General features: G+C 65.7%; 32 protein-coding genes and 1 pseudogene. 19 read left to right on the top strand and 14 right to left on the bottom strand.

Annotation, left to right across the window (positions count from 1 at the left end):
- A pseudogene (locus D8896_RS10510) lies at positions 1–94 on the top strand (IS5/IS1182 family transposase); the annotation flags it as partial.
- Positions 95–420: 326 nt separating this feature from the next.
- Positions 421–1,578, top strand: coding sequence for a homing endonuclease associated repeat-containing protein (locus tag D8896_RS10505; RefSeq protein WP_121822043.1), 1,158 nt, complete (start codon positions 421–423; stop codon positions 1,576–1,578).
- Between the two features lie 46 nt (positions 1,579–1,624).
- On the opposite strand, the gene D8896_RS10500 is transcribed toward D8896_RS10505, so the two are convergent.
- Positions 1,625–1,888, bottom strand: coding sequence for a helix-turn-helix domain-containing protein (locus D8896_RS10500; protein ID WP_121822042.1), 264 nt, complete (start codon positions 1,886–1,888; stop codon positions 1,625–1,627).
- Positions 1,889–2,300: 412 nt separating this feature from the next.
- Here D8896_RS10500 and D8896_RS10495 point away from each other — a divergent pair, with 412 nt between their 5' ends.
- From D8896_RS10495 to D8896_RS10475, 5 genes are read left to right on the top strand one after another with little or no spacing between them, the layout of a single operon-like run.
- Positions 2,301–2,543, top strand: a complete 243-nt coding sequence (locus tag D8896_RS10495) for a hypothetical protein (RefSeq protein ID WP_121822041.1) — start codon at positions 2,301–2,303, stop codon at positions 2,541–2,543.
- The gene (locus tag D8896_RS10490) at positions 2,540–2,845 is read left to right on the top strand and encodes a hypothetical protein (RefSeq protein WP_121822040.1); all 306 of its coding nucleotides are present in this window, start codon (positions 2,540–2,542) and stop codon (positions 2,843–2,845) included. The genes D8896_RS10495 and D8896_RS10490 overlap by 4 nt, the downstream gene beginning before the upstream one ends.
- On the top strand, positions 2,842–3,084 hold the full coding sequence (locus D8896_RS10485; RefSeq protein WP_121822039.1) for a DUF7389 domain-containing protein: 243 nt from the start codon (positions 2,842–2,844) through the stop codon (positions 3,082–3,084). The genes D8896_RS10490 and D8896_RS10485 overlap by 4 nt, the downstream gene beginning before the upstream one ends.
- On the top strand, positions 3,081–3,383 hold the full coding sequence (locus D8896_RS10480; RefSeq protein WP_205596801.1) for a hypothetical protein: 303 nt from the start codon (positions 3,081–3,083) through the stop codon (positions 3,381–3,383). The genes D8896_RS10485 and D8896_RS10480 overlap by 4 nt, the downstream gene beginning before the upstream one ends.
- Positions 3,376–4,419 carry a tyrosine-type recombinase/integrase gene (locus D8896_RS10475; protein ID WP_240452013.1) on the top strand — a complete coding sequence of 348 codons (1,044 nt, stop codon included), beginning with the start codon at positions 3,376–3,378 and terminating at the stop codon, positions 4,417–4,419. The genes D8896_RS10480 and D8896_RS10475 overlap by 8 nt, the downstream gene beginning before the upstream one ends.
- Before the next feature lie 333 nt (positions 4,420–4,752).
- On the opposite strand, the gene D8896_RS10470 is transcribed toward D8896_RS10475, so the two are convergent.
- From D8896_RS10470 to D8896_RS10445, 6 genes are all read right to left on the bottom strand, one after another.
- Entirely contained in the window at positions 4,753–6,657 is a 1,905-nt protein-coding gene (locus tag D8896_RS10470; protein ID WP_121822038.1) for a hypothetical protein, read from the bottom strand.
- Positions 6,654–7,163 carry a hypothetical protein gene (locus D8896_RS10465; protein ID WP_121822037.1) on the bottom strand — a complete coding sequence of 170 codons (510 nt, stop codon included), beginning with the start codon at positions 7,161–7,163 and terminating at the stop codon, positions 6,654–6,656. The genes D8896_RS10470 and D8896_RS10465 overlap by 4 nt, the downstream gene beginning before the upstream one ends.
- Before the next feature lie 267 nt (positions 7,164–7,430).
- Positions 7,431–7,799, bottom strand: a complete 369-nt coding sequence (locus D8896_RS10460) for a type IV pilin (RefSeq protein ID WP_121822036.1) — start codon at positions 7,797–7,799, stop codon at positions 7,431–7,433.
- Positions 7,800–7,801: 2 nt separating this feature from the next.
- A complete protein-coding gene (locus D8896_RS10455) occupies positions 7,802–8,197 on the bottom strand; it encodes a type IV pilin (RefSeq protein WP_121822035.1) in 396 nt (131 codons plus the stop codon).
- Positions 8,198–8,508: 311 nt separating this feature from the next.
- Positions 8,509–8,940: a universal stress protein gene (locus D8896_RS10450; RefSeq protein WP_121822034.1), complete on the bottom strand. Its 432-nt coding sequence runs from the start codon at positions 8,938–8,940 to the stop codon at positions 8,509–8,511.
- 89 nt (positions 8,941–9,029) lie between these two features.
- Positions 9,030–10,073 (bottom strand): CNNM domain-containing protein, encoded by a 1,044-nt coding sequence (locus D8896_RS10445; protein WP_121822033.1) that lies wholly within the window; start codon positions 10,071–10,073, stop codon positions 9,030–9,032.
- Between the two features lie 102 nt (positions 10,074–10,175).
- Here D8896_RS10445 and D8896_RS10440 point away from each other — a divergent pair, with 102 nt between their 5' ends.
- Complete coding sequence (locus tag D8896_RS10440) at positions 10,176–10,745, top strand: flavodoxin domain-containing protein (protein WP_121822032.1); 570 nt, start codon at positions 10,176–10,178, stop codon at positions 10,743–10,745.
- A 13-nt stretch (positions 10,746–10,758) separates the two neighbouring features.
- On the opposite strand, the gene D8896_RS10435 is transcribed toward D8896_RS10440, so the two are convergent.
- Entirely contained in the window at positions 10,759–11,544 is a 786-nt protein-coding gene (locus D8896_RS10435; RefSeq protein WP_121822031.1) for an HpcH/HpaI aldolase family protein, read from the bottom strand.
- A 40-nt stretch (positions 11,545–11,584) separates the two neighbouring features.
- Positions 11,585–12,673: a molybdopterin-dependent oxidoreductase gene (locus D8896_RS10430; RefSeq protein WP_121822030.1), complete on the bottom strand. Its 1,089-nt coding sequence runs from the start codon at positions 12,671–12,673 to the stop codon at positions 11,585–11,587.
- Between the two features lie 112 nt (positions 12,674–12,785).
- On the opposite strand from D8896_RS10430, the gene D8896_RS10425 reads away from it, so the two are divergent.
- The gene (locus D8896_RS10425; protein WP_121822029.1) at positions 12,786–13,034 is read left to right on the top strand and encodes a DUF6684 family protein; all 249 of its coding nucleotides are present in this window, start codon (positions 12,786–12,788) and stop codon (positions 13,032–13,034) included.
- A gap of 53 nt (positions 13,035–13,087) precedes the next feature.
- On the opposite strand, the gene D8896_RS10420 is transcribed toward D8896_RS10425, so the two are convergent.
- Positions 13,088–13,582 (bottom strand): hypothetical protein, encoded by a 495-nt coding sequence (locus D8896_RS10420; RefSeq protein WP_121822028.1) that lies wholly within the window; start codon positions 13,580–13,582, stop codon positions 13,088–13,090.
- A gap of 182 nt (positions 13,583–13,764) precedes the next feature.
- Positions 13,765–14,226: a deoxyuridine 5'-triphosphate nucleotidohydrolase gene (locus tag D8896_RS10415; RefSeq protein WP_121822027.1), complete on the bottom strand. Its 462-nt coding sequence runs from the start codon at positions 14,224–14,226 to the stop codon at positions 13,765–13,767.
- A 181-nt stretch (positions 14,227–14,407) separates the two neighbouring features.
- Here D8896_RS10415 and D8896_RS10410 point away from each other — a divergent pair, with 181 nt between their 5' ends.
- The 8 genes from D8896_RS10410 (at position 14,408) to D8896_RS10375 (ending at position 21,303) form a co-directional block, all read left to right on the top strand.
- Positions 14,408–16,381 carry an aconitate hydratase gene (locus D8896_RS10410; protein ID WP_121822026.1) on the top strand — a complete coding sequence of 658 codons (1,974 nt, stop codon included), beginning with the start codon at positions 14,408–14,410 and terminating at the stop codon, positions 16,379–16,381.
- 241 nt (positions 16,382–16,622) lie between these two features.
- Positions 16,623–17,123, top strand: a complete 501-nt coding sequence (locus D8896_RS10405) for a GNAT family N-acetyltransferase (RefSeq protein WP_121822025.1) — start codon at positions 16,623–16,625, stop codon at positions 17,121–17,123.
- 68 nt (positions 17,124–17,191) lie between these two features.
- Positions 17,192–18,604 (top strand): PAS domain-containing sensor histidine kinase, encoded by a 1,413-nt coding sequence (locus tag D8896_RS10400; RefSeq protein ID WP_121822024.1) that lies wholly within the window; start codon positions 17,192–17,194, stop codon positions 18,602–18,604.
- Positions 18,605–18,850: 246 nt separating this feature from the next.
- On the top strand, positions 18,851–19,057 hold the full coding sequence (locus D8896_RS10395; RefSeq protein WP_121822023.1) for a cold-shock protein: 207 nt from the start codon (positions 18,851–18,853) through the stop codon (positions 19,055–19,057).
- A 178-nt stretch (positions 19,058–19,235) separates the two neighbouring features.
- Positions 19,236–19,706 carry a DUF5810 domain-containing protein gene (locus tag D8896_RS19855; protein ID WP_240452012.1) on the top strand — a complete coding sequence of 157 codons (471 nt, stop codon included), beginning with the start codon at positions 19,236–19,238 and terminating at the stop codon, positions 19,704–19,706.
- A 25-nt stretch (positions 19,707–19,731) separates the two neighbouring features.
- Positions 19,732–20,139 (top strand): DUF5809 family protein, encoded by a 408-nt coding sequence (locus D8896_RS10385; protein WP_121822022.1) that lies wholly within the window; start codon positions 19,732–19,734, stop codon positions 20,137–20,139.
- Between the two features lie 37 nt (positions 20,140–20,176).
- Entirely contained in the window at positions 20,177–20,758 is a 582-nt protein-coding gene (locus D8896_RS10380) for an NUDIX hydrolase (RefSeq protein ID WP_121822021.1), read from the top strand.
- Positions 20,759–20,958: 200 nt separating this feature from the next.
- The gene (locus D8896_RS10375; RefSeq protein WP_121822020.1) at positions 20,959–21,303 is read left to right on the top strand and encodes a rhodanese-like domain-containing protein; all 345 of its coding nucleotides are present in this window, start codon (positions 20,959–20,961) and stop codon (positions 21,301–21,303) included.
- Between the two features lie 40 nt (positions 21,304–21,343).
- On the opposite strand, the gene yciH is transcribed toward D8896_RS10375, so the two are convergent.
- On the bottom strand, positions 21,344–21,637 hold the full coding sequence (gene yciH / locus D8896_RS10370) for a stress response translation initiation inhibitor YciH (RefSeq protein WP_121818346.1): 294 nt from the start codon (positions 21,635–21,637) through the stop codon (positions 21,344–21,346).
- Positions 21,638–21,902: 265 nt separating this feature from the next.
- Between yciH and pdhA the strand changes: the two genes are divergently transcribed.
- Both pdhA and D8896_RS10360 read left to right on the top strand, forming a co-directional pair.
- Positions 21,903–22,970, top strand: a complete 1,068-nt coding sequence (pdhA, locus tag D8896_RS10365) for a pyruvate dehydrogenase (acetyl-transferring) E1 component subunit alpha (RefSeq protein ID WP_121822019.1) — start codon at positions 21,903–21,905, stop codon at positions 22,968–22,970.
- A complete protein-coding gene (locus D8896_RS10360; protein ID WP_121822018.1) occupies positions 22,963–23,931 on the top strand; it encodes an alpha-ketoacid dehydrogenase subunit beta in 969 nt (322 codons plus the stop codon). Before pdhA ends, D8896_RS10360 begins: the two co-directional genes overlap by 8 nt.
- On the opposite strand, the gene D8896_RS10355 is transcribed toward D8896_RS10360, so the two are convergent.
- Complete coding sequence (locus tag D8896_RS10355; RefSeq protein WP_121822017.1) at positions 23,925–24,239, bottom strand: 2Fe-2S iron-sulfur cluster-binding protein; 315 nt, start codon at positions 24,237–24,239, stop codon at positions 23,925–23,927. The genes D8896_RS10360 and D8896_RS10355 overlap by 7 nt on opposite strands.
- Before the next feature lie 60 nt (positions 24,240–24,299).
- Positions 24,300–24,890, bottom strand: coding sequence for a 50S ribosomal protein L15e (locus D8896_RS10350; protein ID WP_121822016.1), 591 nt, complete (start codon positions 24,888–24,890; stop codon positions 24,300–24,302).
- Between the last annotated feature and the right edge of the window lie 2 nt (positions 24,891–24,892).

Here is a 24,892-nt window from a genome sequence, read left to right as displayed (position 1 = left end):
CGTCGCCGTGCGTGCGCGAACGTGGTACCGAGAATTTCGTGAACTTGTCTTGAAATGTGTTGTTTACAACATCAAGCGAGCAGTGAAATCGTGAAATCAAGCACAGTATGGCGATTCACCAGAGCCGTTTGATTGTATCGCACCGCCGAGACAGAACGACTAAGTGTAGGTATCCCAATTGATACCATGACGCGCGAGGGAGCGATCAAGCCATCCCCGCGCCGTCGCCGTTCTGCGAACGCCGATGCTCAGTCCCACCGATACATCGGATCCATTTATACTTGTCTACTGATTAGTCGGGTCAAAGGGATACAAGAAGCGATATCTATCTCTCAAGGGCCGATTGAAGTGGCCACTTAGGCGTTCTCCGGCACGAATCAATCAATAGCGATTTATCACACTCTGGCAACTATCTCAGTGATGCGGACGCTCGTTGACCCCCAAGAATTCGTTGAGACATATTCGCCGCCAACCGATGTCGGGCCAGACGAGCTGGTGTCCCAGTACGAGTTAGCCATAGAAACGTCGAACCGACGCCAGACAGACAACAAACCCGCCGGATCGCAGGCCGTCGCCTCGGAACTCAACTTGCCGCGGAACCGGCTCCGGGAGTGGGTCGACGGCGATAGCGTCCCCGACGCCAAACGCGGGGTCGACCGTGCGCGAGAACGCGGATGGATTGGACTCAACTACGCAGACGAGCCGGTCATTCCATTGATTCTCCTTACTGCCGCACTGATCGCCGCGGGGTCGCTGAATCAAAATTGGATCCCGCGGTGGACTATGCCGACGCTGGAGGAGGGGAGACTGATCCGGTCGGATCTTCAGGCGCTCGGGGTCGACGCCAGAACTGTCCACGTCAACGACGCGAAGCGGGCGACGGAGATAGAGCCGGCCGAAGACGGTTCGGTGCTCGGTCGCGTGCTACATGTCCTCGGCGTTCCACACGGAGCAGAAGGTGACGCGTCACTCCCCGACTTCCTCGACGATGCGCCCCGGTTCGCCCGGAAGGAGTTTGCGCGCCGAGTCTACGATCTCGATCACCGGCAACTCGATGACGACGCGGACTGGTGGGCTGTGATGGGCGAGTCCCTCTCCGAGTTGCTCCGGGAGGCGGTCGCCGAGCTGGTCGACAACGTGGCGACCGATCCCGTCGAGTTGACCGACGATGGGATCCTGGTGACGCGCGGCGTTGTCCACACGCTTCGGCGCTCCTTCGAGTGGCATCCCTCCGAGATGGCCGAGGCGTGTCACGACATCGTCCCACGGTTCGACGAAACCCCGACGAAGGAGCAGTTTCTCGCCGAAGCCGAGTTTTCCGAAACACCGGTCATGAACGTGTTTGGCAACTACAACAGGATGCTACGCGCTGCCGGGATCGAACCCCGGCAACAGGACAGCGTGACGAAAGACGAACTTCGGGAGGAGTTCCGCAGGGTTGTCCGTGAACTCGGCAAGCTACCGACAATTTCCGAGATGGACGAACACGGCCGGTTCTCACACCAGACCTACATCAACTACTGGGGGAAGTGGAGTACGGCGAAACAGGAGATCGACGTTCCGGCGCTCGACGAGTGAGCGAGCAGCGGCGCTTTCAGTCGGCGTGGTTCGGTCGTTCATCCGACTACGTTTCGAGATCGTCGGCGTCGAGGTCGCCGGCGAGGTACGCCCGGCCGCGGTCCGTGATGCGGTAGTATCCCCGGTCCGAGTCAACCTTTTCCAGCAGCCCGTTTTCTTCCAGAAGCGGAAGCCGCCGTTTCACGGTCGGGTGAGACACCCCATCAATATTGTACGAAACCACCGCTGGCGGCATCGCAATACCGACCTCCTCGAAGAATTCGAGGAGCGCGGGATCGGACTTAGTCATCCACGACACCAGCGGGCGCATTCGCCCGAGAGTCACATTCAACAGCCATAACTCCGGGTGACATCCCGATAGGTAATACTATTTGGGCCGTTTGTAATACCATACAGTATCAAATTTTATTACCCCAGGGTGATACTGTCGGGTGACGGAGACGCTGCTCGGGCCAGTTGGTTCCGAAGGAAAGTCGGACCGGTGTTTGGGGCACCGGCCCGAGCGGGTTTCCGAGAAACCCATGCAAGCAAGCAGTCCGCGCCGGGAAAAATCCCCGGCACGACAGCATAGCACTTTCACCCGCCTACTAAACCGCGGTTCGACAGGTACGGCACACCGACCTGTCGAATCTGTGGGCTTTGGGCCGCAACACGTTCAGTTTCACTTTCACTACCCCCGTAAGGCTTCGGCCTTTTGCCATGCCGTTCGTCAGTCGCCGGTGATGACTGGTCGAGCGACCATCGCGTTGGACGATAAGTCGGATCGGTGGAAATGGGTGTGTCCCCGCGGTCATCGGTCGTGGGAGCCGACGAATCACCACTTCTGGTGTCAGAAGTGCGCTCGTAGGGATGGGTCCGACGGCGTGTTTCACAAGCTCCGGAACCGGGCGACCGGGAACCTCCGGGAGCGCGACGAGGTGGAACTGGAGACGCCGTACGGGCCGTACGAAGGGAGGTCAGCATGACCGGCGACACCTACGACGTGCTGATTCAGGCCGACCGCGACACGCTCGCGCACAAGATGAAGGGCGAAGTCGTGGTCGGCCACGCGCCGTACTGGCGTGTCAGCGGCACGCCCCGGCGGACGGAGCCGGGCCGGACCGTCCTTTTCAGTGACGGCGAGCGCGTGATCGCCCGCGGCGTCATCGGCACCGTCGAGGAGGGCCGGATCGTGTTCACCCCACTGGAGGAGACCGACGAGGAGCTGCCCGATGACCCGCCGAGTCGCGGGTTCAAGTACGTGACTGATCCGGAGGTGACGGCATGAGCGACGAAGACGACGGGATCGAGATCACGGTGCAGATGACCCGCGGCACGTCGACGGACGACCGCGACAAGATCAAGGCGAGTGTGTCGGCGGCCACCGTCGACGAACTCGACGCAAAGATGCAGCAGGTACAGGAACGCCTGGAGCGATGGGCCGACGACCTGCGGGAGATCCAGCCGACCCAGCGCCGCGGGATCGACGACGATCAGGCGACGCTCGGCGAGGAGGGATCAGCGTGACCCGAGAGTTGGAGGCCCGCGATACGGACCCGTGCGTGAGCTACGGTCCGGCAGGAAAGAACCGACCGGGCGAGTTCACCTTGGCGGTCTCGACGGCCGACGGCGAGCGCGTCGACATCGGTTTCGGCGAACACGCGATGTACCGCCTGTGGATGGAGGTCCGCGGGACGCCGTGGCCGTGGCCGGACCACGAGAGTAAGCGCGATCGGTTGGTCCGCGAGGTTCTACACCTGGCAAACGGCGCTGACGAGGAAACGCTTCAGGAAGCGATCGACGTGCTGGGTGGTCGCCGTGAGTGACGACCTGGAGCCGATCACGCCCGAGCAGGCGGTCGAGATCCACCTCGATTCGATGCGCGACGACTCAGCGGAGTGGACCCGGAAGTCGCACCGGAGTCACCTCCGGGCGTTCGTCGAGTGGTGCCGCGAGGAGGGCGGGATCGACAACATGAACGAGCTGACCGGCCGCGACCTGTACCACTTCCGGGTGTGGCGGCGTGAGGGGGGTTACTCCGAGGGGCAGGACGAAGATATTGCCCCGAAGACGCTGCATTCGGTGCTGACCACTGTCCGGTCGTTCCTGCGGTTCTGCGGGGAGATCGAGGCGGTCCACGAGGACCTGTACCTGAAGGTCCCGCTGCCGAGTCTGTCGCCGGGCGACGAAGTGAGCGACAGTCAGATGGTCCCCGAGCGGATCCCGCCGATCCTCGAATACCTGGACCGGTACGAGTACGCGAGCCGGGACCACGTCGTTTTCCTGCTGCTGTGGCACACGGGCGCGCGACTCGGCGGCGTCCGGGCGCTCGACTTGCGGGATCTCGACCTCGACGGCCGGAAGCCGACGGTCGAGTTCGTTCACCGCCCGGAGTCGGGAACGCCGCTGAAGAACGACGGTGGCGGCGAGCGCGTAAACCGGGTGAGCGACCGTGTGGCGCAGACGCTTCAGGACTACATCGACGGTCCCCGCGAGCGGCAGACCGACGACGAGGGGCGGCACCCGCTGGTGACGACGAAGCAGGGGCGGGTCAATCCGTCGACGATGCGGAATATCGTGTATCGGTGGACGAAGCCGTGCCAGATCGGTGACGAGTGCCCCCACGACAAGGACCCGGACACCTGCGAGTGGACGAGCTACAACACGGCGTGCAAGTGCCCGTCGACGCGGTCCCCGCATGACCTGCGAAAGGCACGGGTGACGAAGTACCGCAACGACGGGATCGCCCGCGGGATCGTGTCGGACCGCCTCGACGCGTCCACGCAGATCCTCGATAAGCACTACGACCGCGCTTCGAAGCGCGAGAAGGCAGATCGGCGATGGAGTGAGATTCAGAGATAAAATCATGAATCACGAACCCAGAAAAGTAGAAGCAAGCGCGATGGTCAAGTCCCGTCGCGCCCGCTATTCTGTGTGAACGAAGTGAGCACGAATAGCAACGGCCGCGGGATTTGAACGAGACGCGGCGCCGAGCGAAGGGGGAAGCATTACATCGCAGTCACGTGGGGAGGACGGTTCCGTGGTATCTGCGGGAGTAGCGCACGCGGGTACGGACCGGAGTGCTGTGGCCACAGATCGTCGAGTCCCGGTTCCATTGAGAGACAACCACTCAGACCGACTGGCTCAGTCCCCGATAGTCCAGTCTTGCCTGGCACCCGGAGAACAGGGGACGTATCAGGGCACGATCGGAAGGGCGAAATCGGCGGTCGGACCGAAAAACGAAACCGCAAAGGTGATCATCAGAACGGTCGCTAACCCGCTTCCGACACCGAGCAGTACGGCCCCGGCCCGACCGTCCACGCGGTCGAAGGCCCCTAAAAGGCTCCAGACGGCGATCCCCGACGCGACGACAAGCCCCAGCAGTGCGAGTCCCTGTATCGCCTCGTCGGCGGTGTAGTTCGCCAGCGCGACCCCGAGTACGGCCAACTGTCCACCGATGAAGACGCTCCCGGCGTAGGTTAAGCTGAGCCACGTTCCCCACTCGGCCACCGTCGTCCGGACAGCGGGCAGGCGTGCGACGCCGTAGACCGCAAGTGGGAACAGCGGGTATATGAACCGGACGGTCAGCATGGAGTAGAGTGGGAGTCTATGAATGTAGAGCAGCATGATCAGAATCACGTACACCACGGCGAAGATGTCGGCAGTAGCGGTCGGTCGAGACCGAAACTCCAGCGGGACACTCGCCGATAGTCGACGATAGAGCGACCGACCGACGACGAATGGTGCAGCGACCAGCGCACCTGCGATCGGAAGCGCCTCCAGAAACGCGACGTTGATCGCGAGCCCGGTCGCACCGCGCGACGAGAAATCGAAGTATCCACTTCGTACGAAAGTGTGATACAATCGCTGTGGTTCCTGAATCGAAGCAGTCACGCCGTATTCGAGAAATGTCACAAAGAGCATCGCTCTGTCGAGTATGCTGAATACCGGAGACAAGACGCCAGTCCGAATACCGTCGAGAAGGCCGTCCCCGGATTGAGAACCAGTGTCGCCACTCCCCTCCGATGCGCCCGGAATCTCTTCGGTCACGGTTCCTCCGACCGCTTCACCACCGTATCGGTCCAGCATTCGCGGTGGGGCAAACGGATCCCCCGAGAGGAGGTAGTTCGTCAGCAGAAACGGGATCAGCGAGAGGAGAAACCCCACACTGACGATCGCAACCGTTCGGATACTGTTGTCCCGAGCAGTAACGAAGTCGGCGACGACGAGCGCGACAAATAGCACCAGCCCTTCCGACGCGTTCAGCCAAGCAGTCAGTCCCACCGGTACGTAGGCGACTGCTCTATACCGGCGATACGTCGAGTCATTGTCGGCCGTACGACTCCAGTAGAGGCAGTAGAGCGTCAGGAGCGCGAACAGTGCCGTGAGCACGTGCCGTTTCGGAATCGTCGCCCAGAGCAGCGCCGGCGAGGCGACGCCGGCGGCGACGCCGGCCGCGAGTCCAATGTCCGTCGAGTGGGCATGAGCGAGGAGCCGGTAGACGACGAGCGCACACGCTGCCGCAGCGAGAACCGTCGCGAACTGCAGCGCGGGGTAGGCGAGGTGCTCGTACGGGAACGGCGTCGCAGTCGCCACGCTGGCGGCGAACGTGGCGAGCGCGAGCGCACCGCCGAGCAGGTGGACCGTCCGGTGGCGGCCGACCAGCCGTCCGCCGACGCTGACGGTGGCGAACAGCGAAAGGGACCACAGCGCGGCGAGAGCGATACGAACGTCGGCAACGGCGGCGACGAGGTCGAACGCCCAGAGGACCGGGAGTGCGACGACGATGTGCGCGAAGTTTCGTGGATACGCACGGCCGTCGAGTTCGGCCATTCCGGGAGTGACGAGGGTGTTGCCGTACGTCGCCTTGACGACGTGGAGGCGGCCGTCACTAAGCGCCACCAGCCCGTTGGCCACGGTCAGGTTGTCGTTGATCGAGAACGTGGTCCGCCAGAGCAGCATCGCCGCGGTACAGGTGAGCAGGAACACGAACAGGCCCCGGTAGTCCCGGAACACGCGGCGGCCGTATGGGCGGACTGTGGCGACCACTTGGTCCCAGCCATTGTCTAGACGGTTCCGGTACCGCGAGACGCGGGTCATTCCGAGACCTTCACAGTGATGTTACGACTGGTTATCGTTCGTTCGACGGTCGTACCGTTCTCCTCGCCGTGGTACACCAGTCGGAGTTCGGCGTCGTAGCTGTCGTCCGCTATACGGTCCGGGCTAAACGACGTTTGTGGCAACGAAATGGGGATAGTATCAGGAGAGCCGTCGTGGATAGTTGTGACGGCATACGAACTCACGTTGAGGACGTCGATGCTAATCTCGTATGTGACTCTTGAACAGCCCCGAACATCCATCGCTGTCACCTCCGCGTCCGGGACGGTCAAACGATACACGTCAGCACCGAATTCAGACCTGGAGAGCGATCCCGAGTTAGGGAGAGACGGCGACTCGATCGTCGCGCTCCCGTTACTGGAAAAAACCCCATCCTGACAGGGATGGTCGTAGGTCGTGAAATCGAGCGGGACGACCGGACCGGATGCGAGAGTAGTGGTAATGATCGCCCCCATAACGAGTAGCGACATGACCCGGGTCTCGACCATGTGAATTGGTGTATCGATGAACGGCGAATAAGTATGTTGATGTCAGGTTTGATCTGGTGCCATAGTAGTTGTAAATTGCCAAGATATGGATCTGGATAAACTGCTGCTGTCACAACTGAACCATGTAGCAGGTTAGTGTTATTATATACCCATATATTTAATAATATATAAAATAATATTTATTATGAGACACAACTACGTGCGCTAACGTGGATAGAGTCGATGTTCAAAAGAATGTAATTGATACTTATATTAACCTAAGAAGGTTTAATTACCAGTCTGTAGAGTTTGTATTACGTTTGAATTATCCGGGTCGGTAGCAGAACCCTGATAAGCAACTACCTGCACAGCTCCCTCACCACTGATCGTAGTGGATTGACCAACCGAGGTCAGCGTGGTACTGCCGCCTCCACCCTCAAATTTCACTCCATCAGCGTTACCCATGTCAGTCAGGGTAACTTGTCCGGTTGAATTATCGTAGGAGACTGCTGCATTGACGTTACCCTGTTGGCCCTGTCCAAGGTCCAGTACGAATGCACCAATCACGGCTGCCAAAATTACTGTTATGGCAACCATGAGGATAACACCAATAACTGGCGAAACCGCACGATCGTTCTTATTGAATTGAATTTCCATCGTTAGGCCTCCACAGTTTGGATGACGTTTTCATTATCGGGGCTGCTTGCACTACCCTGGTAAGCAACAACCTCCACACTGTCACCTTCACTTACACCAGATGCACTACTAAGATCGTAGCTGTCACCGACGGTAGTAAGAGTAGCCGGGGAGCCGACAGTGCCACTGGGGCCGACAAACTTGACGCCATCTGCATTCCCCTTGTCGGTAAGGGTGACGGTACCGCCGTCGTTGCTCACAGCAGCATTAACATTCCCCTGCTGTCCCTGCCCGAGGTCCAGCACGAATGCACCGATGACGGCTGCCAGAATCACCGTGATAGCGACCATCAGGATCACGCCGATAACCGGCGAAACCGCGCGTTCGTCGTCTTTGTTGAATAATGTCTTGATGTTCATGGTTTGAGTGTATCGCACCGCCGAGACAGAACGACTAAGTGTTAGTCACCCTATTAGATGACTGACGCGCGAGGGAGCGATCAAGCCAGCCCCGCGCCGTCGCCGTTCTGTGCTGGTCGGTGTCAGCTTTCCAGAGACATCGGATGTACTTATAACTAACCAATGATTTATTTTCAATCTAAGTCGAAGTTGCCGCTATCCGATCCACAAGGAGCGATTGAACGGCCGTTTCGAGCGCTCTCGGGGCGATACTCCAATCAGGTATATTTCGGGATTCTCCCGTAGAATTTTACTGGCCGCCCCTGTGCGGTTCAGGGACGCGCGACGAGCACCGACGTGTCGACCGAGCGAACGACACGGTCCGTCGTGCTCCCGAGGAGGTAGTCCTCGATCCCGGAGCGACCGCTCGCGCCCATGACGACGACGTCGATGTCGTTGTCGGCACTGTACTCGGCGATCGCCTCGTGGGGCACGCCCTCGACGACGACGCGCTCGTGGGTGACGCCCGCCGCCTCGGCTCGCGAGGTGGCGGCGTCGAGCGCGTCCTCGGCGGCCTGTTCGAGCGACTCCGTGAGGTCGGGTGCGATCGTCCCCAGTCCGGACGCCGACATCTCCGTCCCCACGTCGACGACGTGGAGGAAGTGGACGGTTGCACCGTGTGAGTCCGCGATCCCGACGCCGTGGTCCACTGCAGCGGTGCTCGCGTCGCTCCCGTCGGTCGCCACGAGAACGTCGTCGTACATACCCGCTAGTCGTGTCGCCAGCGGCAAAAAAGACGGAGCCGACCGGGGAGCCGCGGAGCGCACACTCCCGGTGTGGCCGACAGTCGCAGCTAGTCCAGTGGGTCCTCGATGTCGCCCATGATCGCCTCCAGCAGGTCGGTGATGGTGACGAGTCCGACGACCTCGCCGCCCTCCATGACGAGCGCCAGCTCCTGCCCCTCGGCCTGGAACTGGTCGATCGCGTCGCTGACATCCACGTCCGGGGAGAGCGTCATCGGCGGCGCGGCGAGTTCGGCGAGGTCCACCTCGCCGTCTGCCAGTTCGGTCCGGTGCTTGGCGAACACCGGGAAGTAGACGATCCCGCGGAAGTCGGTCAGGTCCGAGCCGACGAGCGGGTAGCGCGTCTGCGGGCTCTCCTCCATCCGGCGTGCGTTCTCCGCGAACTCGTCCTCGGTCGACAGTGCGATGATCTCCTCCGGCGGGACCATCACCTCACGGACCGACTGCTCGCCGACGTGGAGCGCGTTCATCACCTCCTCGCGACGCTCGTCGGTGAGGTCGCCCTCCTCCAGCACGGAGCCCAGCCGGTTCCGGAGGTCGGCCCGCGACTCGATCACGTCCTCCTCGGTTTCGCGCCACGCGCCGGTCATCTCGACGCCGAACAGCTTGAGCGTCCCCTTCGCCACCCAGTCGCCGAAGCGGATCAGCGGGGAGATCACCAGCGCGAAGTAGTACAGCGGGCGCGCGCCGTACCGACAGACCTGCTTCGAGCGCTCGACGCCGAGGTACGTCGGCGTCTGCTCGCCGTGTGTCAGATGGACCATGTTGATGAGGAAGAAGCCGAGGATCGAGCCGGCCCCGACCGACGCGAGCACCGTGTTCTCGAACAGCGGCTCGAAGAGGGCCGCAAGCCCCGGCTCGGCGACGATCCCCAGCGCGATGCTCGTCCCCGAGATCCAGATCTGACAGGTCGTCAGATACATCTCGAGGTCGTTCGTCATCTCCCAGGCCCGCCTGAGGCCCGGCGTGTCGAACTCCGACTCCGGGTACTGTCGGGCCCGTGTCAGGGCGAACTCGATGGCGACGAAGTAGGCGTTGATCAGGATGAGGAACAGTCCTGCGAACACCCGTGCGGCGATCTCCAGAGAGTTCATCACCCGGGCGTAGCGCCGAGGGCCACAAATTAGTATGGGATGTGATTTCTCACGACGACGGACACGGCGGGGCATTTCCGTCCGGCCGTCGTATCCCGAGGGATGGCTTCGATCCTCGTGCTGTACGGAACGGGGGAGGGACAGACCGCGACGGTCGCGGACCGGATCGCGACCGTGCTCGCCGACCGCGGCCACGACGCCGAGACCGTCGACGCGACGGAGTGGCCCGGCGGCCGCGATGTCGACGCGTTCGACGCGGTGCTCGTTGGCGCGTCGGTACACGGTGGGACACATCAGCCGGCAGTCCGCGAGTTCGTCGCCGCCAACCGCGAGGCGCTCCGCGCACGGCCGACGGCGTTCTTTCAGGTCAGCCTCTCGGCGGCCGTCGACGATCCGGAGCGGCAGGCCATCGCGGCGCAGAACGTCACGGACTTCCTCGCGGCCGCAGACTGGCATCCGGACCGGGTCGGCGTGTTCGGCGGCGCGCTCCGCTACACCGAGTACGGCTTCCTCATGCGACTGGTGATGCAGCGGATCGCAAAGCGCGCGACGGGCGACACGGACACCTCGCGGGACTACGAGTACACCGACTGGGACGAGGTGGAGGCATTCGCCGCCGACTTCGCGGCCGTGGTCGAGGAACTCGTTGATGACGTGCCGACAGGGAAGTGACTCGCCGCCCCGCTTAGCCCTCGTACGCCTCGAACCAAGACGACACCGCCCCCTGCAACGCCGCGGTCGTGCTGCCGAGGTTGAGGAGCTGATACCCGTTCGCGGCCTTCTCGTTCGCGTCGTCCATGCCGTACCCGAGTCCGCCGAGCGGAACGTCCGCGTCGGCGGCGGATTCCCGGATCGCCTCGACCGCCTCCTCAACCGCCGAGTGCGTCGGTTCGCCGGGGTGGCCGAGCGACACGGCCAGGTCGAGCGGGCCGGCGAAGACAAAGCCCAGGTCGGGGACGGCGAGGATCTCCTCTAGGTTCTCGACGGCCGTCGGGTTCTCGATCGTCGCCCCCACGACGACCTCCTCGTCCTCCGTCGCGGCGTACTCCTCCGCCGTCCCCCACCGGCTCGCTCGGGGGTTGGCGAAGCCCCGCTCCCCGGGGCCGCCGTCGTACTCGAACCGGGCCGCCCGAACGGCGCGACGGACCTCGTCGGCCGTCTCGACCCGCGAGACGAACAGGGTCCGAACGCCGGCGTCGAGCGCCTTCCGGACCAGCGCGGGGTTCGGTTCGGGGAGCCGGACGAGCAGTTCGGTCCCACCCACGTCGGCGGCCCGGAGCAGGTCCTCCAGCTGGTCGCCGTCCCAGGGGCTCGGCCCGGCGTGTTCCAGGTCGATCCAGACGAAATCGAGGCCGAGTTCGCCGTACAGTTCGACGAGTTTCGGGCTGTACGTGTCGTCGAGGACGCCCAGCGCGACCTCGTCCGCGTCGAGGGACTGCCGAAGTGCGTTCGTTCGAGGGCTGTCAGTCACGTTCGGTCGACGACGAGGAACTGGATAAGTCCGGGGGCGCTCAGTCGAACCCGCTGATTAGCGTCACGAGCCACTGTGCCGGGTCGCCCTGCCGCCGAATTTCCACACGCTCGACCCACTTCACCCACTGGAAGCCGCGGCGGCCGGGGGCGACGAGTCGGAGCGGCGCGCCGTGACCGTGGGCCAGCGGTTCGCCGCCGACGCGGGTCGCGAGCAGGGCGTCGCGTGCCTCGTCGATCGGGAGGCTCCAGCGGTACCCCGTGACCGACGTGAACCGGACGTAGCGCGCGTCCCCGTCCGGGTCGACGGCGTCGAGCAGGTCGCCGACTCGGACCCCCTGCCAGCGCTGCACGGTGTACCAGCCGCTCGTGCAGTCCAGCAGCGCCTCGCGTTCGGCGGTGGGGTCGAGGTCGGCGTATGCGAGGTCGACCGGCTCCGCCGCCGCGCCGTCCACGGTCAGCGACCAGCCGTCGCGGTCGACGGGGTCGGGGTCGTCGGCGACCCACGAGGTGACGGGGAACGCGGCGTTGCCGTCGCCCTCCCGGGGCTGGGAGCCGGTGAAACGCCGGTCAGCCCCCGCGGTGCCGACCGCTCGGTTCAGGAGCTCCTGCCCGCGGTAGACGACCGCGCCGCCCACGAGCAGGGCCGAGTACTGGAGCGCGGTGCGCCGTCCCTCGAAGTCGGCCCGTCGCGGGGGCCGGAACCGGCTGGCGACGTGGAACAGGAGCAGCGGCACCAGGGCGAGTCCGAAGCCGACGTGAACCGACAGCAGCGTCCAGTACGCGAGCCGAACGTCGACGCCGAGCACCCACGCGATGCCAGTGGCGAGCGCGCCGGCGGCGGCCAGGAGCGTCAGGACCGACAGCGCGGTCGACGGCCGCCACTGGCCGATGTCGGTCAGCCGGTGCCGGACGCGCGCGAGCTTGAACCCGAGCACCGGGATCAGCGTCAGCCCGGCGATCCGGTGGGCCCAGAACACGGGCCACCAGTCCGGCGTCCCGAGGGTGAAGGAGACGAGCCCGGAGGCCACCTCGAACCCGACCAGCACGAACAGCGACCAGTCGACGATCCGCGGCGGGGGCTGCAGCCGCTCGACGACGCGTCGGACCGGGCCGCGGTGCTCGCCCATGGCTACCGCTGGGGCCCACAGCACCAAGAGCGACACGCCGGCCGCCGACTCGCAACTACCGGGCAACCAACCGCGGAATACGCCTTTTTCCGTCGCTGGCGTCGGTTCGGACATGGCCGAGCGCTACATCGACCGCGAGACGCTGCTGGATCTGACGGTGAACATCATCCCGCTCGGGATCCTGGCGTTCTTTTTCGTCCTCTTCATCGTCGTGTCCCCGTGGGGCTGGGACCCGCTGTTCACGACGCTGATGCTCGGGCTGATCCTCTGGCACGCCCTCCTGCTCACGCTCGTTACGTGGGTTGCGGGGCGGAAGATCGCGCGGGAGGAACGGACCGGCGAGACCCAACAGCCGGGCTGACGCGTCTCGGTAGCTTCAGGCCGCGTCACGGGTCGGCGACGGCCCGGGGGCTATCAGCCCGACTCGACCGTCGCCTCGTCGCCGTCGACGACCAGGTCGATGTGGTCCGTTTTCGGGCGCTGGGACTGACAGGCGGTCGTGTAGACGAGCCGGTACCGCCCGTTCCCGGGGACGGTCGCTCGTCCCTCGCACAGCTCGAACCCGGTGCCCTGATACACGATGTCGTCGAGGAACGTCTTCCGCTGGCCCGTGTCGCCGTCCCCGCCCTCGAACGCCGTCAGCGATAGCTGGCCGTCCACCGGCACGGCGTCGAGCGACCAGCCCTCCGGGGCGAACGCGACGTACCCGTCCTCCGCGAAGTCCCGGCCGACGTTGGCGACGAACAGCCGGAGGTCCAGGCTCGCGCCGTCGCCGGTCCGGACGACGTCGGACACCTCGGCGTCGACGATCAGCGACGGCTGCTGGATCCAGAACTTGTACACCGTGATCGACGTGGCGATCACGGCGGCGATCGGAACGATCCACCCCGAGAGTAGCGGCGGCACCATCGGTCGGCGAACTGGCAGTCCGACTTGTAGCCCTTTCGGTTCGTTCCCATACAGTTCGATCGTCGTTTGGCCCGAAAACACGGGTACTACGACCTGATCAGCTCCCGCCGATAGTTTGTCAGAAATACATAATTGTCGTTGATCGCTGGAGACGGACGGCCTATCGAGGGTCCGCGACCGGGTCAGCGGTTCTCGCCCTGATACGACCCGTCGTACGTGTCCTCGTGGTTCGCCTCGGCGAGGACGATCTGGGCGATCCGGGCGTCGCGCTCGATCTCGATCGCGTGGTGGACCTGAAGCAGGCCCTCACCCCGACCCTCGTAGCCGGCGTCCCAGACGGCCGTGTTCAGCATGCAGGAGTTCCGCATGAGCGAGGACCGCGGGTAGATGAAGCCGACGTGACCGTCGGGGATGTGAACCGTCTCGCCGTACCGGAGGACGTAGCCGCCGGGCGGCAGGTGAAACGCGCCGTCCTCGACGTCGACCGTCTCACGCTCGCCGACGCGCTTCCCGTCGCGGCCGATCCGACCCGGTTCGACCTGCTCGAAGACGGCATCCACCGTCAGGTCGACCCCGTTCGGCTGGACCTGCTCGTCGTCGGTCGGCTCGATGTGGTCGGCGACGAAGGCTCCGGAGCGGAACATAGGACCGGTACGCGGTGGGCGGATACTAAATCCTCTGCTTTTCGGCGGGCGTTAATTGATCATACGAAAGATATTCTGCGGAGATAGCGCGAAAATTGCCACCGCGGACCGGAAAGTACACGGATGAATACAATGGAAACTCGCGGGATTTATATCCGTGGACGGACGACATACGGTCGCTATGGGACAAACCCTTACAGAGAAAATTCTCGATGACCACCTCGTCGAGGGCGAGCTGACGCCCGGCGAGGAGATCGGCATCGAGATCGACCAGGTCCTCACCCAGGACACGACGGGGACGATGGTGTGGCTGCAGTTCGAGGCGATGGGGCTGGACGAGGTCCAGACCGAGATCGCCGCACAGTACTGCGACCACCAGACCTACCAGTTCGACTTCAAGAACACGGACGACCACCGCTTCCTCCGCTCGGCTGCGGGCACCTACGGCGCGCACTTCTCCCGACCCGGCAACGGCATCTGCCACCAGGTCCACAAGGAGAACTTCGCCGCGCCCGGCAAGACGATGCTCGGCAGCGACTCCCACACGCCGACGCCCGGCGGCCTCGGCGAGCTCGCCATCGGGAGCGGCGGGATCGACGTGGCCGTCGCCATGGGCGGCGCGCCGTACTACATCGACATGCCCGAGGTCGTCAACGTCCGCCTCGAGGGCGAGCTGCCCGAGTGGGCGACCGCGAAGGACGTGATCCTCGAGCTGCTGCGTCGCCTCTCCGTGAAAGGCGGCGTCGGCAAGGTGCTGGAGTACACCGGCCCCGGCGTCGAGACGCTCACCGTCCCCGAACGCACCACGATCACTAACATGGGGACCGAACTCGGCGCGACCACCTCGATCTTCCCGACCGACGAGAAGACCGAGGAGTTCCTCGAGACGCTCGGCCGCGGCGACGAGTACGTCGAGATCGGCCCGGACGAGGACGCCGAGTACGCCGACGAGATCGTCGTCGACCTCTCGGACCTCGAACCGCTCATCGCCAAGCCCTCGATGCCGGACAACGTCGTCCCGGTCAGCGAAGTCGCGGGCGAGGAGGTCGAGCAGGTCATCATCGGCTCCTGTACCAACGGCGCGTACGAGGACATCCTCCCCTCGGCGAAGATGCTGGAGGGCCGCGAGGTCGCCAAGCACACCGAGATGATCGTCGCGCCCGGCAGCAAGCAGGCCTCCGAGATGCTCGCCCGCGAGGGCTGGACGGCCGAGATGATGGCCGCCGGCGTCAACTTCTCCGAGGCGACCTGCGGTGCCTGTATCGGCATCGGCCACGTCCCCGCCAGCGACTCCGTCTCGCTGCGGACGTTCAACCGCAACTTCGAGGGCCGCTCGGGCATCGAGGACGACTCCGTGTTCCTCTGCTCGCCGGAGGTCGCCACCGCCGCGGCGATCAAAGGCGAGATCGTCGACCCGCGCGACCTGGCCGACGAACTCGGCGACCTCGAGGACCCCGGCTTCGAGATGGGCGACAAGTACGGCCGGAGCGACGCCGACCTCATCAGCCCCGACGAGGCCATCGACGACGAACTCATCAAGGGCCCGAACATCGGCGACGTGCCGCTGAAGGACCCGCTCAGCTCGGAGCTTTCGGGTGAGGCCCTGCTGAAGATGCAGGACAACATCACGACGGACCACATCATCCCGGCCACGTCGGACATCCTCAAGTTCCGCTCGAACGTGCCGAAGCTGTCGGAGTACACCCTCAGCCGCGTCGACGACTCCTTCGCCGACCGCGCGCTGGAGGCCGACGGCGGCTTCCTCGTCGCCGGCGAGAACTACGGCCAGGGCTCCTCGCGCGAGCACGCGGCGCTCTGTCCGATGTATCTCGGCGTGGAGGGCGTGCTGGCCCAGAGCTTCGCCCGCATCCACAAGGCGAACCTGTTCAACTTCGGCCTGATCCCGCTCACCATCGACGAGAACGTCTACGAGCAGATCGAGCAGGGCGACGAGATCGAGATCGTCGACGACGTCCGCGAGGCCGTCGAGAGCGGGCAGGAGGAGTTCACCGTCCGCATCAACGACGACTGGGAGGCGACCGCCCACCTCGACGCCTCCGAGCGCGAGCGCCGCATCCTCTCGGCCGGCGGCAAGCTCGCCTGGACGAAGGAGCAGGCGGAAGGCGGTAGCGGTGCGGCTCCTGCTGACGACTGATCGGTAGCGAGTCCTGTCTCGCTGCTGCAGTCGCGGCAGGATGATGCTGACGACTGATCGGTCGAGGGTTTATCCCGAGACCGCAGTCGCAGCAGGACACGCTGACGACTGATCGGCGGCGAATCTAGCGGTCTGCGGTTTTTTTTTCGTCTTCACCCGGAGAGCCGCGGGTGTTCGGCTCCAGCCGGTCCGGTCGGCTGTGGCCACGCAACTGATTACGGGTGACCCCGTAGCGCCGCACGTGACGACCGCACCGGAGACACGCGGGAACGTCGACATCAGGGACGCCGAGCGCGCGGACCTGCTCGCCGTCAAGCGGATCGAGAACGCGTCGTTCCCCCAGCCGTGGCCGTACGACGCGTTCGAGCGCTACCTCGACGCGCCCGGCTTCCTCGTCGCCATCGAACGCGGAGAGCGACCCGACGACACGCTCGACACGGCGGACGTGGTCGGCTTCGTCGTGGCGGACCTCGTGCCGAACCACGGCGAGGGCCTGGGCCACGTCAAGGACCTGGCGGTCCACCCGGAGCGCCGCGGCGGCGGCGTCGGCGAGTCGCTGCTCGCAACGGCGCTGGGCACGCTGTCAGCCCACGACGCCGCGACGGTGAAACTGGAGGTCAGGGAGAGCAACGAGGCGGCGCGGTCGCTGTACGAGAAGTTCGGCTTCCAGCCGCTTCGGCGGGTACCGCGGTACTACGACAACGGTGAGGATGCCCTAATACTGGTGCGTGAGCTTCGCTAGGCCGCGATCCGTGCTACCGCGACCACCAGCAACCTTTTGCCCTCCCGACGAATACGTTAGTTGATACGATGGTGGGACCGGGGGAGACGAACGCGCTGCTCGACTACGCACAGGACAAGATCGCCGTAGTCGACGCCGACGGGACGTTCACGTACTTGAACCGCGCGGCGGAGTGGACGGTCGGGTTCGACCCCGAGGAACTCGTCGGCGAGAACGCGTTCGACTACATCCACCCCGACGACCGCGAGCGCGTCCGGGCGGCGTTCGAGCGGACGATATCGACCGACGAGTTCGTCGAGGCGTCCGTCGAGTACCGCCACCGGGCGAGCGACGGGTCGTGGGTGCATCTGGAGAGCCGGTTCTCGAACTCCACCGACCCGAACGTCGGCGGGTACGTGATCAGTTCGCGGGACGTGTCCGACCGGGTCGAAGCCGAGCGGGAGCGCGACGAGACCGAGGACCGCCTCCGGGAGATCGCCGCGAAGACCGCCGACGTGCTCTGGACGTTCAGCGCCGACTGGGACGAACTGCTGTTCCTCAACTCGGCGTACGAGGCGGTGTACGGCCAGTCCGTCGAAGCGGTAGAGGCGGACCCGGGGAGCTTCCTCGACTGCACCCACCCCGACGACCGCTCGATGGTGCGGGACGCGATGGCGCGACTGTCGGCCGGTGAGCCGGTCGACATCGAGTACCGCGTCAACCCCGAGCAGAACTTCACCCGGTGGGTCTGGGTCCAGGGCAAACCGATCGTCGAGGACGGCGAGGTGGTCCGGATCGTCGGGTTCAGCCGCGACATCACCGACCGCCGCCGCCGCGAGCGACAGCTATCGGTACTCGACAACGTCCTGCGACACAACCTCCGCAACGACCTGAACACGGTGCTCGGCCAGGCCGAACTGATCGCCGAGGGTCCGGACGGATCGGTCGAGGAGCGGACGGACGTGATCCGGGGAGTCGGCGAGGACCTCCTCCGCAAGGCCGAGAAACAGCGCGAGACGATCGACCTGTTGACGGCACCCGCCGGGAAGGAGGTCATCGACCTCCCCTTCGTCGCCGACCGCGTGGTCGAGGAAGCCCGGAGCCGGTTCCCGGACGCCGACTGCCGGGCAGCGGTGCCCGACGCGCTTTCGGCCTGTGCCATCCCGGACGTGGAGACCGCGCTGTCGGAACTGGTCGAGAACGCGGTGAAACACAGCGACAGCGACCGCCCGAGGGTTCGAGTCACCGGGGAGCGCCGAGACGGGCAGGTCGCGGTGTCGGTCCACGACGACTGCCCGCCGCTTCCGGAGTACGAGTACCTCGTGCTGACCGGCGACCACGAGATGGACGACATCTACCACAGCAGCGGACTCGGCCTGTGGCTCGTGTACTGGATCGTCGACCTCTCGAACGGGACCGTCGAGTTCGACTGCAGCGGGTCGGGCAACACGATCACGATCGTTCTCCCGGGGGCGGGCGAGGCCGGAACGGCGACGTCCTGACAGGGATCGATGTCGCCACGTTCCCGCGTTCGGGGGAGTCAACGTCTCGAAACCGTTCGTGGTCACCAGGGGTGGCCGTCTGGTCACGAGTGTTTTCGTCGGTGGCTACAGGCACCTCGCGCCGACGTAACCGACGGAGCGGTCGGAAACGGGTGGAGCGATGGCCGTGGCGGATCTACCACGAGGGGCCGTGGTACCGCGACTCTCGGAAGGGTTATCCCCCACACGACCCTCCGTCTGGTCGTAATGGCAAACGGTAAGGTTGATTTCTTCAACGACACAGGCGGCTACGGTTTCATCTCGACTGACGACGGCGACCTCGACGACGACGAAGACGTGTTCTTCCACATGGAGGACGTCGGCGGCGAGGACCTCACGGAAGGGACCGAGGTCGAGTTCGACATCGAGTCCTCCCCCAAGGGGCCTCGCGCATCGAACGTCGTCCGACAGTAACACCGGAACACACCTGTCGCTCATAGCGGCAGACAACAACTTCGATTTTCTGATAGTTCCGCGCCGAGCGGACGCTATCTGTTGGTTCTACACCCGTCGACACGCCGGTCCCGTCACCTGCGGGGTTGACCCGGCGATCCGTATGAAGCGTTTTGCATCTGGAGGCGCTCCCCCCGGTATGGGATACGCGTGTCCGGTCTGCGAGACCCCCCAGGCGGACGCCGAGCACCTCGCGAACCACCTCGCCTTCACCGCGATGCTCGGCCGCGACGACCACGAGGCGTGGCTCGACGACCACGCGCCCGGCTGGGACGGCGACGACCCGGAGACGCTCGGCGAGCGCGTCGTCGAGTTCGCCGAGGAGACCGAGTACCACGAGGTGTTCGAGGAGAGCGGCACCCACGACCACGGCCACGGCAGTTTCGAGGACGAACTGGAGCGACAGGTCGGCGGACGCGGCGCCGCCGGCCGCGGGGCTGCCGGGCGAGGCGACCTCTCCGGCGAGGCGAGCGACATTCTGGCCGAGGCCCGGGCGATGACCGAACGGATGCACGACGACGGCGAACAGGAGGCCGACGACGACAGCGAGGCGGCCGGCGAGGGCGACCGCGCGGACGACGGCGGGGCAGGCGCGGACGGAAAGGAGTAACTACCTCCTCCGGCGAGTGGGGGGCATGCAAACGACCGGGTTTCTCTCGCCGGAGAGCGAAGACGAGGTCACCGACATCGCCGACAGCGTGGGGCCGGCGGCACAGACCGTCGTCCGCGAGACGGCGAAGGCCATGGCGTTCGACCGCGAGGAGTACGACGAGCGGGTGACCGGCGACGTGGTGCTGACCGCACGGGACGCGCTGTTCGCCTCGCTGCTGGAGGTTCACGTTGGCACGCGCGAGGAGTTCGAGGCGTGGGCCGAGGAGTTCGACGGTGAGGTCGTCGAAACCGGCAGCGACAACGTCGACAACGTCGTCTGGCACGCGTTCGGCGACACTGCGGTCGCCGCGACGTTCCAGGACGAGGAGGACGCCGCCGTGGCGACGCTCCGCCGGCAGGCGTTCGGACGGCTGTACGACGACCTCGTGTAGCGGAACGGCTTTTTCCGATCGGCACGACGACGCGACCATGGACGACCACGACTGGCCGGTCATCGAGTCGGAGACGGAGTACGACACGCCGTGGTATCAGGGCGGCTACGACCTCGTCGAGCAGCCCGACGGCAGCCGGAAGCGCTACTACTGGGCCGAACTCCCGCCGGCGGTGGTCGTCGTCGCGGTGGCCGACGGCGACGTGGTGTTCGTCGAGCAGTACCGCCCGACCGTCCGCGAGACGCAGCTGGAACTCCCCGCCGGGATCGTCGAGGACCACACCGACGGCGACGCCCACGGCGAGGGCGTGGTCCCGCGGGAGGGCGGGGAGAGCTACGAGAGCGCCGCCGCCCGGGAACTGCAGGAGGAGACCGGCTACGCACCCGACGAGACGACCCTGCTCCAGCGGTACGACGTTGCGACGGGCCTCATGCGCCACGAGCGCGGCATCGTCGTGGCCGAGGGACTGACCGAGGTGGGGGCGGACCTGGACGACAACGAGTTCCTCTCCGTCCGGCGGCTCTCCGTCGACGAGGCGTTGACGGCGGCGCGGACCCCCCCGACCAACGACGCGACGGTCGAGGGGATCCTGCTGGCGAAGGAGGACGGCTACCTCTAGCGGTGCCAGCGTATCGGCGGTCCGACCCGCGTCTCGTCGGCGTCGTCCCGGTCGCCCTCGTCGGCGGGTCGGTCGCTCATGCGTGCAGCGCCGGAGATGACCTCGTGCAGGCGCATGGCCGAATCTATGCCCCATGTTCACAAGGAACTTTCGCCCGGCGGAGCGGTGGCCTTTTTCGGCGCGCTCGCGGACTGGCGGGCATGGACGCCGAGATACCGCCCGAACGGGTGCAGGAGTTGCGCGACGGGGACGAGACGGTCGAAGTCGTCGACATCCGGTCCCCGACCGCGTTCCGTCGGGGGCACGTCCCGGGGAGCCGGAACGTGCCGTTTCCGAAACTGGCCGAGGCCGCCCCGGACCTCGCGGACGCGGACCACGTGGTGACGGTCTGTCCGCACGGGAAATCAAGCGTCAGGGCCGCACGGCTCGTCGCGTCACACGAGGCCGTCGGCGCCGCCGTCTACAGCATGGCCGGCGGTCTGGAGGCCTGGGAGGGGGAACTCGACCGGGAGAATACGGACGGGACGCCCGACGCGCCGTTCTAATCGGCCCGGCTGGTGCGCGGGCGGGCTGCCGGGGAGGTGATCAGGCGACGTTGAAGCCGCGGTCGCGGAGGAAGTCCTCGACGCGACCGGAGTGGTTGCCCTGGAGTTCGATCTGGCCGTCCTCGACCGTGCCGCCGCAGGCGAACTTCGATTTGAGGTCCGAGGAGAGGCTGTCCAGATCCACGTCCTTGGGGTCGAACCCTTCGATGATCGTTACCTCCTTACCGTATCTTCGCTCGTCAATGCGGATGGAGATCTGCTGGGACTCTTTGGCCACGTCCTCGCAGACGCAGAGTTCCTCAGGCAGCCCGCACGTCGAGCAGACTTCCGACATTACAGCTACGGGTACGAAAGCGCCCTATTAAACACTGTCGGGACCTGTCCCCGCGGCGGGCGGTTTCGGACGGACTGCCGCGGGGGTCAGGTCCCGAAAAGCGCCAGACCGAGACCGAGGGCGATAAGCGCGAAGATCAGGAGCAGCATCACGAGGAAGAACCTATCAGCGCCGTCCATACGGCCGGTAACGGGGACAGGTCACATAAGCGTGGTCCCGGGAGCCCCGGCCGGCGCATAAGTCGCTCTCCGTTGTGGGTCAGAACATGCCCCGAGAGCGGGCGGCGGAGTTCACGATCGACCACGTGCAGGCCCTCGACGAGGCGGGGAACGCGGACCCCGACCTGCTGCCGGACCTGTCGACGGCGGAGTTGCGCGACCTGTACCGAAACATGCGCCGCGCCCGGCGGTTCGACGAGCGCGCCGTCGCGCTCCAGCGCCGCGGCGAGATAGGGACTATCGCGCCCGCTATCGGTCAGGAGGCCGTTCAGGTCGCCAGCGCGGCGGCGCTGTCCGAGGGCGACTGGATGGTCCCCTCGTTCCGCGAGTCGGCCGCCTACCTGACGCGCGGCGTCGACCCCCACCTCCTGCTGTGGTACGCGATGGGGATGGAGGAGGGCGCGGCGGTGCCGGAGGGCGAGCACACGATGCCGCCCTCCATCGCGGTCGGCAGTCAGACGCTCCACGGTGCGGGACTGGGCTGGGGACAGGCGATCACCGGCGACGACGACGCCTCGCTCGTCTTCTTCGGCGACGGCGCGTCGAGCGAGGGCGACGCCTACGAGGCGTTCAACGTGGCCGGCGTGTTCGACGCCCACACCGTGTTCCTCTGTCAGAACAACCGGTACGCCATCTCCGTCCCGCGCGAGCGCCAGACGCGGGCGGAGACGATCGCACAGAAGGCGGTCGCGGCCGGCATCGACGGCGTGCAGGTCGACGGCAACGACGTGCTCGGCACGTACAAAGTCGTCTCGGAGGCCCTGGAGCAGGCCCGGCAGGGCGAACCGGTCGTCGTCGAGGCGCTCACCTACCGCCGGTCGATGCACACCACCGCCGACGACCCCTCGGTGTACCGGACGCCCGAGGAGGAGGCCGAGTGGGCGAAGCGCGACCCGATCGACCGCTACGAGGACTACCTCCGCGAGGAGGGAGTGCTCGACGACGACGCGGTGGCGGAGATAGAGGACGACGTGGAGGAGGAGCTAGAGGCGGCCATCGAGCGCGCCCGCGAGGGCGAGCGCGACGTCGATCCGGCCGAGATGTTCGACCACGCCTTCGCCGAACTGTCGCCGTGGCTCGCCGACCAGCGGGAGGCGTTCGAGCGCCATGAGTGACCAGCGAAACATCGTCGAGGCGGTGCGGGGAACGCTCCGCGCGGAGCTGGCGCGCGACGACGACGTGATCGTCTACGGGCAGGACGTGGGCAGGAACGGCGGCGTGTTCCGGGCGACGGAGGGCCTGATCGACGAGTTCCCGAACCGGATATACGACACCCCGGTTGCGGAGGCGGCGATCGTCGGCACGGGCGTCGGCCTCGCCGCCCACGGGCTGACGCCGGTGCCCGAGATCCAGTTCTCGGGGTTCGCCCACCAGGCGTTCCACCAGATCCAGCAACACGTCTCGCGCCTGCGGAGTCGGTCGCGCGGGACGCTCAACTGTCCGATGACGATCCGCGCGCCCGCCGGCGGCGGCATCCGGGCGCTCGAACACCACTCCGAGAGCTTCGAGGCGGGCTACGCGCACACGCCGGGCCTGAAGGTCGCGTACCCGTCGACACCGGCCGACGCGAAGGGCCTGCTGACCGCGTCGATCCGGGACCCCGACCCCGTCGTCTTCCTCGAACCCACCCGGCTCTACCGCGCGGTCCGCGGCGAGGTGCCCGAGGGCGAACACGTCGTTCCGCTGGGCGAGGCGAACGTGGTCGAAACCGGGGACGACGTGACGGTCGTCGCGTGGGGCGCGATGCGCCGGGAAGCCCAGCGCGCGGCCGACGGCGTCGACGCCGACGTCGAACTGATCGACCCCCGGACGATCGTACCGCTGGACACCGACGCGATCCTCGACTCGGTGCGGAAGACGGGGCGCTGCGTCGTCGTCCACGAGGCCCCGAAGACGGCGGGGATGGCCGCCGAGATCACCGCCCGGATCAACGACGAGGCGCTCATGTATCTGGAGGCCCCCGTCGAGCGCGTGACGGGGTACGACGTGCCGTTCCCGCTGTACGCCCGCGAGGAGGCGTACATGCCCGACCCCGAGCGGATCCGCGCGGGGATCGAACGGGCGATGGACTACTGACGCTGCCCCCAGAACCCGTCCCCCTTTCGGACGGTCACGTCGCCCTCGACCGTGGTCTGACACGCCAGTCGGAGCCCCGCGTCGGGGTCGTGTGGCGGGAACGACAGCCGGCGCTGCTCGGCGTCGGTCGGGTCGCTCACCTCCCCCTCGACGGCGACGGCACAGGTCCCGCAGGTCGCGTGGCCGCCACAGTTCAGGTAGCTCGACGCGCCGTTGTGCGGCGACAGGCCGGCGTCGCGCAGCGCCGCTCGGAGGTTCGCCCCGGCCTCGCACTCGACTACCTCACCCTGGTATTTGATCGTGGGCATACCCGAAGCTACGGGGGCGAAAAACGTAGTAGTTGGTCCGCGCAGGTGTCCGCGACCGCGTTACTTTCCGCGACCCTGGTCCGAGGAGTTGCTCGGGCGGGTGTGCTCGGTGCCCTTGCCCTTCTCGGAGAGCCCGCGGTTCTTCGTGCCGGCGCTGGTCAGCCCGCGGAACGCGCGGTTCTTGTGGGCGTCGTCGCAGATCCAGTTGAGGTCGTCGTCGTTCTCGATCGCGGGGTGTTCGGGGTCCAGCAGGATTACCTCGAACCACTTCTGGCTGCCGTCCTCGCCGACCCAGTAGGAGTTGAGGACGCGCAGGTTGCGGAACTTCCGGGAGGAGCGCTCCTCGGCGATCCGCTGGAGGTTCTTGCGGCGGGTGATCGCGTTGACACCCTGGCGCTTGGTCCGGCGGCCGGCGCGGAACCGCTCCTTGCGGGCCGAGCCTTTGCGGACGCTCACGCGGGCGACGACGACGCCCTGCTTCGCCTTGTAGCCCAGTTCGCGGGCCTTGTCGAGGCGGGTCGGGCGCTCGATGCGCTCGATGGCGCCCTGGTCGCGCCAGTCCTGCTTTCGCTGCCACTGGAGTTCGGCGAGGTCGCCGTCGTCCGGGTCCTTCCACGCTTCCTTGATGTGTGAGTAGAAGCTTCGTGCCATGG

Source organism: Halostella salina (genome assembly GCF_003675855.1).
GTDB classification, from domain to species: Archaea; Halobacteriota; Halobacteria; order Halobacteriales; family Natronoarchaeaceae; genus Halostella; species Halostella salina.
Note: the sequence above shows the minus strand (reverse complement) of the source record. Positions and strands in the feature narration are given on the sequence as shown.